The sequence below is a fragment of the Streptomyces sp. NBC_01017 genome (assembly GCF_045162795.1).
Classification (GTDB): Bacteria; Actinomycetota; Actinomycetes; order Streptomycetales; family Streptomycetaceae; genus Streptomyces; species Streptomyces machairae.
This window is the reverse complement of the sequence record NZ_CP108683.1, coordinates 8801107-8816437: the sequence shown is the minus strand read 5'-3', so window position 1 is coordinate 8816437 and position 15331 is coordinate 8801107. Positions and strand designations below refer to the sequence as shown.

At 71.1% G+C, this 15331-nt stretch carries 18 protein-coding genes; 7 read left to right on the top strand and 11 right to left on the bottom strand.

What is annotated here, in order from left to right; translation table 11 throughout:
• The first annotated feature begins 81 nt into the window (after window positions 1–81).
• Window positions 82–1665 carry an apolipoprotein N-acyltransferase gene (lnt, locus tag OG331_RS40480; RefSeq protein ID WP_406206237.1) on the top strand — a complete coding sequence of 528 codons (1584 nt, stop codon included), beginning with the start codon at window positions 82–84 and terminating at the stop codon, window positions 1663–1665.
• Here the strand turns inward: lnt and OG331_RS40475 are convergent.
• Both OG331_RS40475 and OG331_RS40470 read right to left on the bottom strand, forming a co-directional pair.
• Complete coding sequence (locus OG331_RS40475) at window positions 1589–2494, bottom strand: Gfo/Idh/MocA family protein (protein WP_406206235.1); 906 nt, start codon at window positions 2492–2494, stop codon at window positions 1589–1591. The two genes, lnt and OG331_RS40475, sit on opposite strands and share 77 nt — an antisense overlap.
• Window positions 2466–3692 carry an FAD-dependent monooxygenase gene (locus OG331_RS40470; protein ID WP_406206232.1) on the bottom strand — a complete coding sequence of 409 codons (1227 nt, stop codon included), beginning with the start codon at window positions 3690–3692 and terminating at the stop codon, window positions 2466–2468. The genes OG331_RS40475 and OG331_RS40470 overlap by 29 nt, the downstream gene beginning before the upstream one ends.
• A gap of 105 nt (window positions 3693–3797) precedes the next feature.
• Here OG331_RS40470 and OG331_RS40465 point away from each other — a divergent pair, with 105 nt between their 5' ends.
• From OG331_RS40465 to OG331_RS40455, 3 genes are all read left to right on the top strand, one after another.
• Window positions 3798–4388: a TetR/AcrR family transcriptional regulator gene (locus tag OG331_RS40465; protein WP_406206230.1), complete on the top strand. Its 591-nt coding sequence runs from the start codon at window positions 3798–3800 to the stop codon at window positions 4386–4388.
• Between the two features lie 57 nt (window positions 4389–4445).
• Entirely contained in the window at window positions 4446–4955 is a 510-nt protein-coding gene (locus OG331_RS40460; RefSeq protein ID WP_406206227.1) for a DinB family protein, read from the top strand.
• A gap of 112 nt (window positions 4956–5067) precedes the next feature.
• Window positions 5068–5568, top strand: coding sequence for a hypothetical protein (locus OG331_RS40455; RefSeq protein WP_406206224.1), 501 nt, complete (start codon window positions 5068–5070; stop codon window positions 5566–5568).
• 84 nt (window positions 5569–5652) lie between these two features.
• On the opposite strand, the gene OG331_RS40450 is transcribed toward OG331_RS40455, so the two are convergent.
• The 5 genes from OG331_RS40450 to fabG form a co-directional block, all read right to left on the bottom strand.
• Window positions 5653–6123 (bottom strand): hypothetical protein, encoded by a 471-nt coding sequence (locus tag OG331_RS40450; RefSeq protein ID WP_365055297.1) that lies wholly within the window; start codon window positions 6121–6123, stop codon window positions 5653–5655.
• 120 nt (window positions 6124–6243) lie between these two features.
• A complete protein-coding gene (ung, locus tag OG331_RS40445; RefSeq protein ID WP_406206221.1) occupies window positions 6244–6927 on the bottom strand; it encodes a uracil-DNA glycosylase in 684 nt (227 codons plus the stop codon).
• Between the two features lie 118 nt (window positions 6928–7045).
• Window positions 7046–8626, bottom strand: coding sequence for an ABC transporter substrate-binding protein (locus OG331_RS40440; RefSeq protein ID WP_406206218.1), 1581 nt, complete (start codon window positions 8624–8626; stop codon window positions 7046–7048).
• Window positions 8627–8853: 227 nt separating this feature from the next.
• Window positions 8854–9615, bottom strand: a complete 762-nt coding sequence (locus OG331_RS40435; RefSeq protein ID WP_406206216.1) for an SDR family oxidoreductase — start codon at window positions 9613–9615, stop codon at window positions 8854–8856.
• Between the two features lie 19 nt (window positions 9616–9634).
• Window positions 9635–10396: a 3-oxoacyl-ACP reductase FabG gene (gene fabG / locus OG331_RS40430; RefSeq protein WP_406206213.1), complete on the bottom strand. Its 762-nt coding sequence runs from the start codon at window positions 10394–10396 to the stop codon at window positions 9635–9637.
• A gap of 297 nt (window positions 10397–10693) precedes the next feature.
• On the opposite strand from fabG, the gene OG331_RS40425 reads away from it, so the two are divergent.
• Window positions 10694–11248 carry an excalibur calcium-binding protein gene (locus tag OG331_RS40425; RefSeq protein WP_406206211.1) on the top strand — a complete coding sequence of 185 codons (555 nt, stop codon included), beginning with the start codon at window positions 10694–10696 and terminating at the stop codon, window positions 11246–11248.
• 35 nt (window positions 11249–11283) lie between these two features.
• Here OG331_RS40425 and OG331_RS40420 read toward each other — a convergent pair whose 3' ends face one another.
• Both OG331_RS40420 and OG331_RS40415 read right to left on the bottom strand, forming a co-directional pair.
• A complete protein-coding gene (locus tag OG331_RS40420; protein WP_406206208.1) occupies window positions 11284–11700 on the bottom strand; it encodes a DUF3037 domain-containing protein in 417 nt (138 codons plus the stop codon).
• A complete protein-coding gene (locus OG331_RS40415; RefSeq protein WP_406206206.1) occupies window positions 11697–12461 on the bottom strand; it encodes a HipA family kinase in 765 nt (254 codons plus the stop codon). The genes OG331_RS40420 and OG331_RS40415 overlap by 4 nt, the downstream gene beginning before the upstream one ends.
• 220 nt (window positions 12462–12681) lie before the next feature.
• Here OG331_RS40415 and OG331_RS40410 point away from each other — a divergent pair, with 220 nt between their 5' ends.
• Complete coding sequence (locus tag OG331_RS40410) at window positions 12682–13164, top strand: Rieske (2Fe-2S) protein (protein WP_406206203.1); 483 nt, start codon at window positions 12682–12684, stop codon at window positions 13162–13164.
• Here the strand turns inward: OG331_RS40410 and OG331_RS40405 are convergent.
• Window positions 13151–13801, bottom strand: coding sequence for a cysteine hydrolase (locus OG331_RS40405; RefSeq protein WP_406206201.1), 651 nt, complete (start codon window positions 13799–13801; stop codon window positions 13151–13153). The two genes, OG331_RS40410 and OG331_RS40405, sit on opposite strands and share 14 nt — an antisense overlap.
• A gap of 135 nt (window positions 13802–13936) precedes the next feature.
• On the opposite strand from OG331_RS40405, the gene OG331_RS40400 reads away from it, so the two are divergent.
• On the top strand, window positions 13937–14404 hold the full coding sequence (locus tag OG331_RS40400) for a pyridoxamine 5'-phosphate oxidase family protein (protein WP_406206198.1): 468 nt from the start codon (window positions 13937–13939) through the stop codon (window positions 14402–14404).
• Here the strand turns inward: OG331_RS40400 and OG331_RS40395 are convergent.
• Complete coding sequence (locus tag OG331_RS40395; protein ID WP_406206195.1) at window positions 14401–15309, bottom strand: LysR family transcriptional regulator; 909 nt, start codon at window positions 15307–15309, stop codon at window positions 14401–14403. The genes OG331_RS40400 and OG331_RS40395 overlap by 4 nt on opposite strands.
• Between the last annotated feature and the right edge of the window lie 22 nt (window positions 15310–15331).

Sequence of the window (15331 nt, the reverse complement as noted above, 5' to 3'; positions counted from 1 at the left end):
TGATCACCTGAGCGGACGCCCACTGTCCCACTGTCAGTGCCTGGCCTCACACTGGAAGGACCACGGGGTAGGAGGCGATGCATGAAGACGATCAACCACTGGCTCGCCTCCCCGTGGCGGCGTTCGATCACCGCCGTTCTGGTCGGCGCACTGCCCGTGCTGGCCTTCCCCGAGCCGTCGTGGTGGTGGTTCGCGTACGTCGCCCTGGTCCCGTGGATCGCGCTGCTGCGCTCCGCCCCGACCGGGCGGCGGGCGCTGCACGACGGCTGGTGGGGCGGATTCGGCTTCATGCTGGCGATGCACCACTGGCTGCTGCCGAACCTGCATGTCTTCACGCTCGTCATCGCCGCCCTGCTGGGCGCCCTGTGGGCCCCCTGGGGCTGGCTGGTGCGCCGCTTCCTGGCCGCGCGGCCCTCCCCGGGGCGGGTCGCGGTGGCCCTCGTCGTGCTGCCGTCCGGCTGGCTGCTGATCGAGCTCGTCCGCTCCTGGCAGGGGCTCGGCGGGCCATGGGGTGTGCTGGGCTCCAGCCAGTGGGAGGTGGAGCCCGCGCTGCGCGTCGCCTCGGTGGGCGGCGTGTGGCTGATCAGCTTCCTGGTGGTGTCCGTCAATGTCGCGGTCGCCGTGCTGGTGGTGCTGCGCAGGTGCCGGATCCCCGCGCTGGCCGGGCTGCTCGCCACGGCCGTCGCCGCCTCGGCCGCCTGGGTGTGGTCCCCGCGCCCGCACGTCGAGGACCGGGTCCGGATAGCCGTGGTGCAGCCGGGTGTCATCCCGGGCGCGGGCAAAACCGCCGACCGGCGTTTCGACCGGGAGGAGCAGCTCACCCGCGAGCTGGCCGGCCGGGGCGTCGACCTGGTCGTCTGGGGCGAGAGCAGCGTCGGCTACGACCTCGACGACCGGCCCGACCTCGCGCGCCGGCTCGCGGCACTGTCCCGCGAGACGGGGGCGAACATCCTGGTCAACGTGGACGCGCAGCGCTCCGACCGGCCCGGCATCTACAAGAGCTCGATCCTCGTCGGCCCGGACGGCCCGACCGGCACCCGCTACGACAAGATGCGCCTGGTGCCCTTCGGGGAGTACATACCGCTGCGCTCGATGCTGGGCTGGGCCACCTCCGTCGGCAAGGCTGCCGCCGAGGACCGCCGGCGCGGCACCGAGCAGGTCGTGATGGACGCCGGGCACGGGCTGCGCATCGGCCCGATGGTCTGCTTCGAGTCCGCGTTCTCCGACATGAGCCGCAACCTCGTCGACAGCGGCGCCGAGGTACTGATCGCCCAGTCGGCGACCTCGACGTTCCAGCAGAGCTGGGCCCCGGAGCAGCACGCCTCCCTCGCCGCACTGCGCGCCGCAGAGACCGGCCGGCCGATGGTGCACGCGACGCTGACCGGCGTCTCCGCCGTCTACGGCCCCAGCGGACAGCGCATGGGTTCCTGGCTGGGGACGAGTGAGAGCACCAGCACGGTCTACGAGGTTCCGCTGGCCGGCGGTGTCACACCGTACGTCCGCTTCGGCGACTGGCCGCTGCAGGCGGCACTGCTGATCATGGCCGCCTGGGCCGCGACCGAGGGCGTTTCGACCCTGCGGCCCCGCTTCAGGCGCCCTGCTCCTGAACCGCGCGTACGACCCGCTCGCACAGCTCATGGGTCGCCAGCGCGTCCCGGGCGCTGAGCACCTTGCCCGCGCGCACGGCGTCGAGGAAGGCGAGCACCACCTGCTCGATGCCGCGCTGCCGTGCCACCGGCACCCAGTCCCCGCGCCGTCGCACGGTCGGCTGGCCCTTGTGGTCGACGACCTCGGCAAGGTTGAGGACCTGACGCTTGGTGTCCTGCCCGGACACCTCGAGGATCTCCTCGGCCGACCCGCTGAGGCGGTTCATCACGCCGAGCGCGGTGAAGCCGTCCCCGGCGAGCTGCAGCACGACATGGTGCAGCAGCCCGCCCTCGACGCGGGCGCGCACGGTCACGTCGTCGACCGGGCCGGGCGCCAGGAAGCGGAGCGTGTCCACGACGTGGATGAAGTCGTCCAGGATCATCGAGCGCGGCTCTTCCGGCAGCCCGATCCGGTTCTTCTGCATCAGGATCAGCTCGCGCGGATGGTCGGCGCACTGCGCGTACCCGGGGGCGTAACGCCGGTTGAAGCCGACGGCGAGGCTCACGTTCCGCTGCTCGGCGAGCGCCACCAGCCGCTCGGAGTCGGCGAGTTGATAGGCGAGCGGCTTGTCGACGTACGTCGGCACGCCCGCCTCCAGCAACCGGGTCACGATCTCCGGGTGGACGACGGTCGGCGCGTGCACGAAGGCGGCGTCGAGGCCCTGGGCGAGGAGCGAGTCGAGGTCCGTGTGCCGCCGCTCGGCCGGCAGATGGAGGCCGTCGGCGACCCGGGCGAGCGTCGCGGGCGTACGGGTCTGCAGGTGCAGTTCGACCCCGGGCTGCACACCCAGCACCGGCAGGTAGGCCTTCTGCGCGATGTCACCGAGTCCGATGCAGCCGACCTTCACGGGGTGTTCTCCTCAACTGCTTGCCTGCCGGGGTCTGCCTGGAAGCATACGGCTGCTGCGGCGGCCCCCAGTCGGCGATCCCCTCGAAGCTGCGCAGGAACAGCGCCGGCGCGACCTTGGACAGGGCGGCGAGCGTGGTGTTGCGTACGGCGATCCCGGCGCGGCCGGTCATCAGGTTGAGGCGGGCGACCTTGACGGCCTGGCGGGCAAGGGCGGTCGTACGCGGAAGGCGGGCTGCCGAGTAGGCCGGGAGGTCCGCGCAGTGGTGGGCGAGGACCACGGCGTCCTCGATGGCCTGGTTGCCGCCCTGCCCGAGCATCGGCGGCATGGCGTGCGCGGCGTCCCCGACCAGGGCGACCCGCCCGCGGTGGTAGGCGGGCAGCGGCTCGGCGATGTGGTGGACGTCGTGACGCAGGACGTCCTCGGGGCGGGCGGCGGCGAGGATCGCGGGGATCGGGTCGTGCCAGTCGCCGTAGCGGCGGAGCAGTTCGGCCTTCTCGTCGTCGGGAGCGCGCTCCGAGGGGGGCGTCATCGCGGCGGCGTAGGCGTAGACCCGGCCGTCCTTGAGCGGATGCGAGCCCCAGATACGGCCCCGGCCCCAGGTCTCGTGCGAGGCGAACTCCGCGCCGGGCACCGGGATCACGACCCGCCACGTGGTGAAACCGGAGTACACAGTGCCGGGATGGTCCGCGAAGAGCACCGGGCGGACGGCGGACCGGATGCCGTCGGCCGCCACCACGAGGTCGGCCTCCATCTCGTCGTCCGAGGTCGCCACGCGCGCCGGACGACCGGCATCGCCGGGGTCGGTGACGGTCGCGGAGATCCCGGTGCGGACGGTCCCGGGCGGGAGCAGCGCGGCAAGGCTGTTGACGAGGGTGGCCCGGTGGAGGAGGACGAGGGGGCCGCCGAAGCGTGTGGCCACGGCGTCGGCGTCGGTGCGGGAGAGCCAGCGTCCGGACGGTGTACGCACTCCCCCGTCGCCCTGCCAGGCGGCGAGGTCGCGGATCTCGTCGCCGAGCCCGATGACGTCCAGCGCGCGCAGGGAGTTGGGCGCGAGAGAGATGGCTGCGCCGACCGGCTCCAGGGACGGCGCCCGCTCCAGAACGGTGACGTCCCAGCCGCTCCGGTGCAGCGCGGCGGCCGCGGTCAGGCCCCCGATGCCACCGCCGATCACGACGGCCCGCTTGGACTGTGCCATGACTCCTCCTGTTGCGACTACAGGTGTAGTGTCCCGATGGGTCGACTGTACTACGTCTGTAGTGACGCGCACTACAGACGTAGTGAGGGAGGTAGGTTGATCTCCATGTCCGTACACACGCCGGGTACCTCGCGCCCCGACCTCGTCGCCGACACAGCCCTTGCGCTGCTCGCCGAGCGAGGGATGCGCGGGCTGACGCACCGGGCGGTCGACGAGACGGCCGCACTCCCCCAGGGCTCCACGTCCAACCTGGCGCGCACCCGACAGGCTCTGCTGGAACTTGCGCTGCGGCGCCTCGCCGACCGCGAGGCGCGGGTCCTGGCACTGGAGGAGATGCCCGACCCGCGGGGCGGCCTCGACCCGCTGGCCGACGGCCTGGCCCTGGCGACACACCGGGCCCTGACCCGCAACCGCGAACTGACGCTGGCCCGCTACGAACTGGCCCTGGAAGCCACGCGCCGCCCCGAGCTGCGCGCCTACTTCGACGCGACCGGCGCCCGCTTCCGCGACCAGCTCACCGTCCTGATGACCGCAGCGGGGTCGACGGACCCGGACCGGCACGTGCTGTCACTGGTCGCCTGGGCGGACGGACTGATGTTCAGCTGCGTCGCCGGGTCCTTCAGCTCGGAGGTGCCGAGCCTGGACGAAGTGCGGACGGGTCTGCGCGAGCTGCTCCAGGGGATGTTCGGCCGGTGAGCCCCGCGACCGTGAAAACTCCTGTTCAAACGCCCCGAGTTGGGCCACGATGCGGGCATGACCATCGAACGCCATGAGCCCGACACCACCGCCGACGAGCGCTCCATGCTGGAGGGCTGGCTGGACTACCACCGGCAGACCCTCGCCTGGAAGTGCGAAGGCCTGACCGACGCCCAGCTCAGGGCGGCCTCCGTGGAGCCGTCCGAGCTGACCCTGATGGGGCTGGTGCGGCACATGGCGGAGGTCGAGCGGTTCTGGTTCCACGAGATCCTCCTGGACGACGACCTCGGGGTGCTCTACTGCAGCGAGGAGGACCCGGACGGCGACTTCCACTTCACCGAGGCCGACACCTGGGACGAGGCGCGCGCGACTTGGCAGACCGAGATCGACAACGCCCGTCGCAACGCGGCCAGCTTCGGTCTGGACGACCTCGCCAAGGGCAGGAGCCGCAGGGGTGAGCCCTTCAATCTGCGCTGGATCATCACCCACATGATCGAGGAGTACGCCCGTCACAACGGCCACGCCGACCTGCTCCGCGAGCGCGCCGACGGCGCCACCGGCGACTGACGTCAGCCGCGGCGGGAGCGCGCCGCCCCAACGGGGTCAGAGATCACCCGTAGGGAGCAACGTTCGCTCATCCGCTGTCCCGACGGCCGCCGAACCCAGCAGAGTGGCGCGGGTGCATCGAACGACGACCACCGCAACGCTCCTGGTCACCGTGGCCGTCTCGGCCCTCTCCGGCTGTACGACGGTCCAGCGACCGCCTACGTCCGACGCGCCGACGGCACCGTCCCAGCCGTCGGCCCCGCGACCGAGCGGGCACAGGGACCCCGGGATCGTGCAGGCACCGGCCCGCGAGGCCCTGGCGTTCATCGGCCCGTCCCGCCGCCCGACCCCCACATCGTCCGCCGCGCACTCCACGCCCCCCGGCTCCCCGCCCCCGGCCCACACACCACAGGCCCCTGGCGCGCACCCCCACCCCCGTCCCGAGCACCAGGAGCCCCACCGCCCGGCCTCCAGGGCCCCGAAGGCGCCGCCGGTCAACATCCCCGACATGCCGGACTCGCCCCGCCCGGAGGTCCCTAAGAACACGAACGTATGCGCGCTGGGCAAGCAGTACGGCGGCTGGCGGGCCGACAGCCCGGAGTCGAGGATCTGCGAGCAGACGTACGGCCATTGAGCGGCGGGTGAGCGGAGGCGGGTGAGCGGACATCCGCCGCCCGCCTTCGTGCCGCCAGGGCACCTGCTCCCCGTTCCCCCTGTGCTACGGCCCCTCCCCCAACCACACTTCCAACCGCCTGATCTCCGCCCGCACCCCGTCCCCGTACCTGTCGTCCGCCAACGCTCCCGCCGCTCCCCGCGCCCGGTGCAGGTGGACGCGGGCGGCCTCGGCGCGATCGAGCTTCACATAGTCGGCGGCCAGATTCAGATGCAGCGAGGGATACAGCGCCCGTACGGCCGGCGCGTCACGTCCGTCGCCGGCTCCGGCCCCCTCGGCCTCGGTCAACGCCCGCAGATCCCATGCCAGTTCGTCCGAGGGGTCGTCCTGGGTATCGGCCAGGTAGTGCGCCAGGGTGCAGCGGTGCAGCGGGTCGCCGTCCTCGCCGAGCTCCGTCCACAGGTCCAGCAGCCGACGCCGGGCCTCCTCGCGGTCCCCCGCGTGATGCAGCATGACGACCTGGCCGATCCGCGTCAGCACGGCGTCGGGCGCCGTACGCTCCTGTCGCTCCGCCACCGCGTCCTCCGGGCCCTCGTCGGCTGATCCCTCGACGCTAACGGCCCCCACGGGCAATCCCGGTCAGGCGGCTCCGTACGGCACCGGGCCGGTCCGGCGCAGGACCGGCCCGGGACGGGGTCAGCCCAGGTCGGGGATCCGCCAGTCGATGGGGTCGTGCCCCTGCAGAGCCACCGCTTCGTCGATCTGCGTGAAGGGGCGGGAGCCGAAGAACTTCTTCGCCGACAGCGGAGAGGGATGCGCCCCCTTGACCACCACGTGCCGCGTCTCGTCGATGAGCGGGAGCTTCTTCTGGGCGTAATTGCCCCACAGCACGAAGACCGCGGGGTCGGGCCGGGTGGCCACGGCCCGGATCACCGCGTCGGTGAACTTCTCCCAGCCCTTGCCCTTGTGCGAGTTGGCCTCGCCGCCGCGGACCGTCAGCACCGCGTTGAGCAGCAGGACGCCCTGCTGGGCCCAGGGCATCAGATAGCCGTTGTCGGGGACGGGGAGGCCGAGCTCCTCCTTCATCTCCTTGTAGATGTTCCGCAGCGACGGCGGCGTCTTCACGCCGGGACGCACCGAGAAGCACAGGCCGTGGCCCTGGCCCTCACCGTGGTAGGGGTCCTGGCCGAGGACCAGGACCTTCACCTTGTCGTACGGAGTCGCGTCCAGCGCGGCGAAGACCTCCTCGCGCGGAGGGTGAACGGGGCCCTTCGCCCGCTCCTCCTCGACGAACTCGGTCAGCTCCTTGAAGTAGGGCTGCTGAAGCTCGTCGCCCAGAACCCCGCGCCAGGACTCGGGCAGCATGGCGATGTCGGTCACGTCAACTTCCTTACGATGTACGGCGAACGGTGAGAGGCGACCGCGCCGCGGTCACTTCCAGGCCTCAGAACCTACAGGCGGCCACTGACAATCGCCCCGCCCACCGCACATCCCACCGCTACCAGCTGGTCTTGCGGTACAGCTCCCCCATCATCATGATCGTCGACGGGTCCAGCGCCCGCTCGGAGCCCGAGACCTCGGCGCTCGCGGCCACGTACTGCCGGCCCTGCCACAGCGGCAGCAGCCGCGCGTCGTCGACGAGGATGCGCTGGGCGTCCTCGAAGTCCTTGACCACGTTGGCCCGGTCGCTCTGCGCACGGGAGTTGGGCAGCAGGGTCTCGGTGATCTTGGGCGTCACGTACGGCGTGCCGAGCGCGTTCTGCTCGCCCACGAACGGCGCGATGAAGTTGTCGGCGTCCGGGAAGTCGGGGAACCAGCCACGCCCGAACACCGGGTACTCGCCCTTCTGGTAGCCGGCGACGTAGGTCTTCCACGGGCGGCTCTTCAGCGTGATGTCGAAGAGGCCGGACTTGTCGAGCTGGCTCTTCAGCTCCTCGAACTCCGCCTTGGTCGCGGAGCCGTAGCGGTCGCTGGTGTACCAGAGGGTGAGCCGGACGGGAGTCGTGATGCCCGCGTCGGAGAGGAGCGAACGGGCCTTGTCCGCGTCGGGCTCGCCGTAGTCGTCGAAGAAGCCCGTGGTGTGTCCGGTGAGGCCCTTGGGGACCATGGAGTACAGGGGCTCGACGGTGTCCCGGTAGACCTTGTGGGCGATCGCCGGGCGGTCGATGACCTGGGCGATGGCCTTGCGGACGGCGACCTTGCCGGCCATCGGGTCCTTCGGGTTGAAGACCAGGTAGTTGATCTCGGTGCCGGAGCCCTCGGTCAGCTGGAGCTCGTCGTCATCGTCGGCCTGGAGATCGACGATGTCGTCGGCGGCGAGGCCACGGAAGGCGACGTCGAGCTCCTTGTTGCGCAGGGCCGCGACCATGGGGGGCGAGTCCTGGTAGTAACGGATGGTCACCGCATCGTTTTTGCGTTCCGCGTACCCCTGGTAGCCCTCGTTCTTGACGAGTTCGGCTCGCTTGCCCTCCTCGTAGGACTCCAGGGTGTACGGCCCGGACCCGACGATCGTGCCGTCCTCGCGCAGCTTGTCCGCCGGGTAGTCCGCGGGGTCGACGATCGACATCGCGGGCGTGGCGAGCACGAACGGGAAGGTGGCGTCGGCCTTGTTGAGGTGGAAGACGACCTCGCGGTCGTTCAGCACCTGGACCCGTTCGAGGCTGCCCAGCAGACCGGCGGGACCACCGTTGACGTTGATCTTCCGGATCCGGTCGATCGAGTACTTGACCGCCTTCGCGTCGAGCGTGTGCCCGTCGGAGAACTTCAGGCCCTCGCGCAGCTCGCACTGGTACTTCATGTTCGATGCGTCGGTGAACTGGCAGCTCTCGGCGGCGTCGGGCTCGGGCGCCGTCGACCCTGAGGGGTAGCTGAGCAGTGTCTGATAAATGTTGCGGAACAGTTCCCAGGAGCTGTCCCAGGCCGCGGCGGGATCAAGGGTGCTGGGGGCTGCGGTAGTCCCCACGACGATCGGCCCCTGCTCGTCCGTCGAGTCGGACGAGAGGACTCCGCACCCTGCCACCAGGGACGATATGGACGCGATGGCCGCCACCTGCCGCAGGCGTCGGATCCGGTTGAACACGCGCACGCTCCTCGATCTGCCATACCAAGGGTCGGCAGACCATACCGCAGTGTTCCGGCCGTTGGACCTCCCGTCTCAATGAGCACTTGTTCGATCTTGCGGTGACTACGTTGTCACCGGTCGTTCGTCTCCTGGCAGGGATCTCCTGATACGCCGACACGGGCGCCGCTGGTGTCCAGCGGCGCCCGTGTCGAGGTGCCGTGTCGGCCGTGCTGCGGTCCCGTCCGTCAGCCGACGCCGGCGTTGAGGAAGATGCCGCCGTCGACGACCAGCGTCTGCCCGGTGACCCAGTCGGACTGGTTCGAGGTGAGGAACGCGGCGGCGCCGCCGATGTCGGAGGGCACGCCGAGCCGGCCCAGCGGGTAGGCCGCGGCGGCCTCCGCCTCCCGGCCCTCGTACAGGGCCTGCGCGAACTTGGTCTTCACGACGGCCGGGGCGATCGCGTTGACCCGCACCTTGGGCGCGAACTCGTGCGCCAGCTGCTGGGTCAGGTTGATCAGCGCGGCCTTGCTGACGCCGTAGGCCGCGATGAACGGCGAGGGCGCGATGCCCGCGACGGAGGCGATGTTGACGATCGCGCCGCCGTTGTCCTTCTGCCAGGCGTGCCAGGTCCGCTGCGCGAAGCCGAGCGCCGAGATCACGTTGGTCTCGAAGACCTTGCGCGCGACGTTCAGGTCGAGGTCGGCGATCGGCCCGAACACCGGGTTCGTACCGGCGTTGTTGACCAGGTGGTCGACGCGGCCGAACGCCTCCATGGTGCGCTCGACGGCGACGGCCTGGTGGGCCTCGTCGTGCGCCTTGCCGGCCACGTAGATGGCGCGGTCGGCGCCGAGCTGCTCGACGGCCTCCTTGAGGGCGTCCTCGTTGCGGCCGGTGATGCACACGCGGTCGCCGCGTGCGACGAGCGCCTCGGCGACGCCGTAGCCGATGCCTCGGCTGGCGCCCGTGATGAGGGCGACCTTGCCGGAGAGTGCAGGCAGTTCAGTCATGTCCGTGTCTCCCAAGGCCCTAGTCGAGCGGTCCGCCGGCGACGTACAGCACCTGGCCGGAGACGAATCCGGCCGCCTCGCCCGTGAAGAAGGCGATGGCGTTGGCGATGTCGTCCGGCTCGCCGACCCGTGCGACCGGGATCTGGGTGGCGGCGGCGGCCTTGAAGTCCTCGAAGCCCATGCCGACGCGGTCGGCGGTGGTCTTGGTCATCTCGGTGGCGATGAAGCCGGGCGCGACGGCGTTGGCGGTGACGCCGAACTTGCCGAGCTCCTTGGCGAGGGTCTTGGTGAAGCCCTGGAGACCCGCCTTGGCGGCCGAGTAGTTCACCTGGCCGCGGTTGCCCAGCGCGGAGGACGAGGAGAGGTTGACGATCCGGCCGAAGCCCGCGTCCACCATGTGCTTCTGGCAGGCCTTGGACATCAGGAAGGCGCCGCGCAGATGCACGTTCATGACGGTGTCCCAGTCGGCGACGCTCATCTTGAACAGCAGGTTGTCGCGGAGCACGCCCGCGTTGTTGACCAGGATCGTCGGGGCGCCGAGTTCCTCGGCGATCCGCGCCACGGCCGCCTCGACCTGCGCCTCGTCGGAGACGTCGCAGCCGACCGCGATGGCCTTGCCGCCGGCCGCGGTGATCTTCTCCACGGTGTCCTTGCAGGCTGCCTCGTCGAGGTCGATCACGGCGACCGCGCGGCCCTCTGCGGCCAGTCGTACGGCGGTGGCGGCACCGATGCCACGCGCTCCGCCGGTAACCACGGCGACCCGCTGCTCAGTGGTGGACATTGCTGGTTCTCCTCGCCCTCGAGATGCGGCTCGTGCGGCGCGCCCGTTGGTGAGCGACCGCTTAGTTTCTTCAGCAGACGTGACGCTAGAAGCCCTGGCACCCGGTGTCAACGGCCGACCGGCTGCGTGTGATCGATTCCCCGTACGACCGGCGCGAACCGGGCGTACCCAGCCATGGTCCCCGCTCGGCCGTGTCCCGCCGTGCACACCCGAACGGCCTACGGCTGCGAGCCGCCGAGCGCAAGGGCCCCTAGCGTCGAAGCGCGAAGTCATCGATGGCCGGAAAGGAGGCGCTCCATGCGCCGTCGCACCGGTGCCGTCGGCACGCTGTTCGTGATCGCCGCGATCGTGCCGTTCGCCGAACCCGCTCACGCACAGGACCTGGACTGCCGCAGTTTCACGTACCAGGAGGACGCGCAGGCCCACTTCGACTCGGACCGGGATGATCCTGATCGGCTCGACGAGGATCAGGGACGGGGCGACGGGATCGCCTGTGAGACGCTGCCCCGTCGGGGCGGCAACGGGGACCGCGGCGGCAACGGGGACGACGGGGGCATCATCTCGTCCACGACGCGCCCCAGGACCCGTCCCTCGGCGCCCGTGACGCCTGAGACTCCAGCCGCTGCCATCACTCCTGCCACGCCGGCCACTCCTGCCATGCCGGCCACTCCTGCCACGCCAGTCACCCCTGCGACTCCTCGTGCGGCCGCCACGCCGACCCGCGGCACGCGCGGCGGGCTGGGCGGGGCCACGTCGTCCGGGCCGGGCGGCTGGGACATCGCGATCGGCCTGGCCTTCGTCACGGGCTCCGCGCTCGCGGCCGGTTACGTGGTGAAGCGGCGCAGGGGCTGACGCCCGGCGGGCGTGCGGTGCCGACGCGGGGGCGGTCACCGCACCAGCAGGTCCAGCAGTCGCTCCGTCTCGGCCGCCGGGTCGGCGGTGAGCCCCGTGTGCACGGGCCCGGGCTGCACGATCGTCGAGCGGGGCGCGATCAGCCAGCGGAACCGTCGCCCCGGATCGTCGCCCGCAGCCTGCCCCGCCGCGTCGCCGCCCGCGCAGACGCCCTCGACGGCACCGAGTGCGGCCCGTACGCCTGCGACGTCGGCATCGGGGTCCAGCGCACGCAGCCTGGTCTCGTCCAGGTGGGTCCGGGCGGCCACGTAGGACTTCGCCCGGCAGTACACGAGCACTCCGGCGTTGATGCACTCGCCGCGCTCGACGCGGGGTACGAGGCGCAGGACGGCGTACTCGAAGACGTCGCGGTCGCCGCCCTGGCCCGGCCTGATGAAGTGGCGGTCGCTCACTTGGTCCCCTCGATTCCGTTGACGCGCTCGTGGACGACGGCCGCCCGTGCCAGCAGCGGGCGCGCGTAGGCCCGCCTGAGGTCGTCCGCGGTGTCGAAGCCGGGCTCTGCGGCCAGCCAGACGTCCGGGATCTCGGCGGTCACCTCGGTGAGGAGGTCCTCGGTGACCAGCGGCGCCAACTCGGCGGCGGCCGCCCGCACGTCGGGGGCGAAGCGGGCGAGGGCGTGGTCGGAGGCGTCGTACGGGCGCTCCGCGGAGGCCTGTGCGCCGGGCCAGTTGTGCTGCCAGATCATGGTCGCGCCGTGGTCGATGAGCCACAGTTCGCCCTGCCACATCAGCAGGTTGGGGTTGCGCCAGGACCGGTCGACGTTGTTGACGAGGGCGTCGAACCAGACGATCCGGCCGGCGTCCTCGGGGCTCACCTCGAAGGCGAGGGGATCGAAGCCGAGCGCGCCGGAGAGGAAGTCCATGCCGAGGTTGGTGCCAGCGCTGGACCTGAGCAACTCCTGGACCTGCTGGTCGGGTTCGCCGAGCCCGAGCACCGAGTCGAGTTCCACCGTCACCAGCCGGGGCACCCTGAAGCCCAGCCTGCGTGCGAGTTCACCGCAGACGACCTCCGCGACGAGCGTCTTGCGGCCCTGTCCGGCGCCGGTGAACTTCATGACGTACGTCCCGAAGTCGTCGGCCTCGACGAGTCCCGGCAGCGAGCCGCCCTCACGCAGCGGCGTGATGTAGCGGGTCGCGATGACTTCCTTGAGCATCGCCCCAGGTTACTGGCGCGAGGACGGCGCCCGGGGGCGGCCCGGGGGTGCGGTGCGCCGCCGCGTCGACAGCAAACCGACAGCCCTCGACAGGGAACCGACAGCTCCGCTTTACCCACGTCCAGTCGGGACCGGGTCAGGATTCCGACAGCGTCTGAACAGCCGGTCCGAACGGACCGTACCTCTCCGCAGATCACGAATGACCGGAAGGAACGTCAGCATGACCAGCGAATCAGTTCAGCCGGTGTCGGGCCCGAGCCGCCGTACCGTCGTGGCGGCGGTCGGCGCGGCGGGGCTCGCCGTTGCGCTGACCGCGTGCGGATCGGACGACGACGCGTCCGGCTCGGCCACCGAACAGGGCGCCGGCGCCGGCGCGACCACCGAAGCGGGCTCGTCCGGCGGGGGCGGTGCCGGCGGTGCGGCGCTCGCGAAGACGGCCGACATCCCGGAGGGCAGTGGCAAGGTCTTCAGTGACGAGAAGGTCGTGGTCTCGCAGCCCGCGGCGGGCGACTACAAGGCGTTCTCCACGATCTGCACCCACCAGAACTGCCCGATGACGGACCTCAAGGAGGACACCCTCTCCTGTGCCTGTCACGGCAGCCAGTTCTCCGTTCTCGACGGCAGCGTGAAGAAGGGCCCCGCGACCCAGCCGCTGGCCGCCAAGCAGATCAGCGTGTCGGGCGACTCGATCACGCTCGCCTGACCCGCGACGGCCGCTTGAGGCCGCCCAGTACCTCGTCCGTGGTCGCGACCGTGGCGACCAATGCGAGGGTGTGGCGGATCATCGCGGGGGTGTAGTCGGAGGGCACCCCGGCGATGGCGTCCCGGGGCACGACCACGACGTATCCCCGGTTCACCGCGTCGAAAACGGTGCTGGGGATCGCGACGTTGGCCGAGACGCCGGTGACGATGAGCGTGCGGCAGCCGAGGTTGCGCAGCAGTGCGTCGACGTCGGTGCCCTGGATCGGGGACAGGCCATGCAGTCGTCGTACGACGAGGTCTTCCTCGGTGACCTCGATCGGCGCCGCCACGCGTACCGCGGTCGTTCCGGACAACTGCTGGACGGGGAGCCGTTCGGCGGCACGGAAGAGGCGGGCGTTGTGGTTGGCGCCGCGGCCGTCGGGACGGCGTTCGGCGATCGCGTGGATCACCTGGACGCCGCTCTCGTGGGCGGCGGCGACCAGCCGGGCGACGTTGCCGAGGGCGCCCGAGGAGCGGGCCTCCTTGGCGAGTTCGGGCAGCGCACTGTCCGGTCCGACGACGCCCTGCTGGCATTCGACGGTGAGCAGGACGGTGGTCGCGGGGTCGAGGAGTTCACTGAGCTCTGCGGACGACGGCATGGTTCCCCCTGTGACCGACGGCGTGGGCGGGCGAGCGTAGCCACCATTGCGTGTGGACGGAAGACGACTCATCCTTTTCTGACGTGATGTCAGAGGATCTCTCCTCTGACACGACGTGAGAGAAGAGGGGGCCGCATGACCGTCACTCAGCGCCGGGGCCGGAAGATCATGATGACGTCCGGCGAGCTGGACGAGTTCCTCACCACGCAGCGCACCTGCCGGGTCGCCACGGTTTCCGCCGACGGGTTCCCGCACGTCAGCGCCCTGTGGTTCGCCTGGGACGGCACCTCGCTGTGGCTGTACTCGGTGGTGCGCAGCAAGCGGTGGACCGAGCTGCGCCGCGATCCGCGGATCGCCGTCGTGATCGACACGGGTGAGGAGTACGAGCAGCTGCGCGGCGTCGAACTGTCCGGCACCGTCGAGTTCGTGGGCGAGAGCCCGCGCGTCGGCGAGCTGCGCGCCGAACTCGACGTCCCCGAGATGCTGTTCGCGCGCAAGAACTTCGGCCTCGACGAGATGCCGCACGACGGCAGGCACGCCTGGATGCGGCTGACGCCGCAGAAGATCGTGTCCTGGGACTTCCGGAAACTGGGGTCGCGCTAGCCTCCGGCGATCTTCTCGGCCACCGCCTGCAGGGCCTCCACCGCCGCCCGGATCGACGGGCGGCGGTCGGCGTCCGCTCGCCACACCGCGTACACGTACCGGTGGACCCGGTGGCGCACGGGCACGACCCGCACCCCCGGCGGCATCGGGTCGCGACCCAGCCGGGGCGCGACGCAGACGCCCAACCCGGCGGCGACCAGCGCGAGTTGGGTGTGATGTTCCTCCGCGCGGTGGGCGATACGGGGCTCGATGCCCTTGGTGCGCAGCGTGTAGACCAGCCACTCGTGACAGAACTCGCCCTCGGGCCAGGCGACCCACTCGTCGTCCGCGAAGTCCTCCAGATCGACCTCCCGCCGCTCGGCGAGCGGATGCCCCTCGGGCATGGCGATCTCCACCCGGTCGTCGAGGATCGCGGCCTTGGCGAGCCCCTCCGGCATGGGCAGCGGCTTGTTGTACCAGTCGAGGACGAGGGCGAGGTCGGCGTCCCCCCGGACCACCGCGGCGACGCCGTCCTCGGGCTCCAGCTCCCGCGACCGCAGGCGCAGCGCCGGGTGGCCGGCCCGCAGCGTGGTGAGCGCGGCGGGGAACAGGCCCCGCAGGGCGGTGGGAAATGCGACCAGCCGGAGCTCACCGACCACCTGGCCGCGCTGTGCCTCCAGATCGGACTGGGCGAGCTCGACCTGCGACAGGATGCGCGCCGCGTGCTCGGCGAGCAGCCGTCCCGCGTCCGTGAGCCGCACACCCCGGCCGTTCTTGGCGAGGAGCTGCTGGCCGACCTCCCGCTCCAGCTTGGACATCTGCTGGGAGACGGCCGAGGTCGTGATGTGCAGGCCCTCGGCGGCACCGCTGACCGAGCCGTGCCGGGCGAGGGCGTCGAGGGTGCGTAGGCGCTCCAGGTTCAACATGTAAGCAATGCTACGAGATACA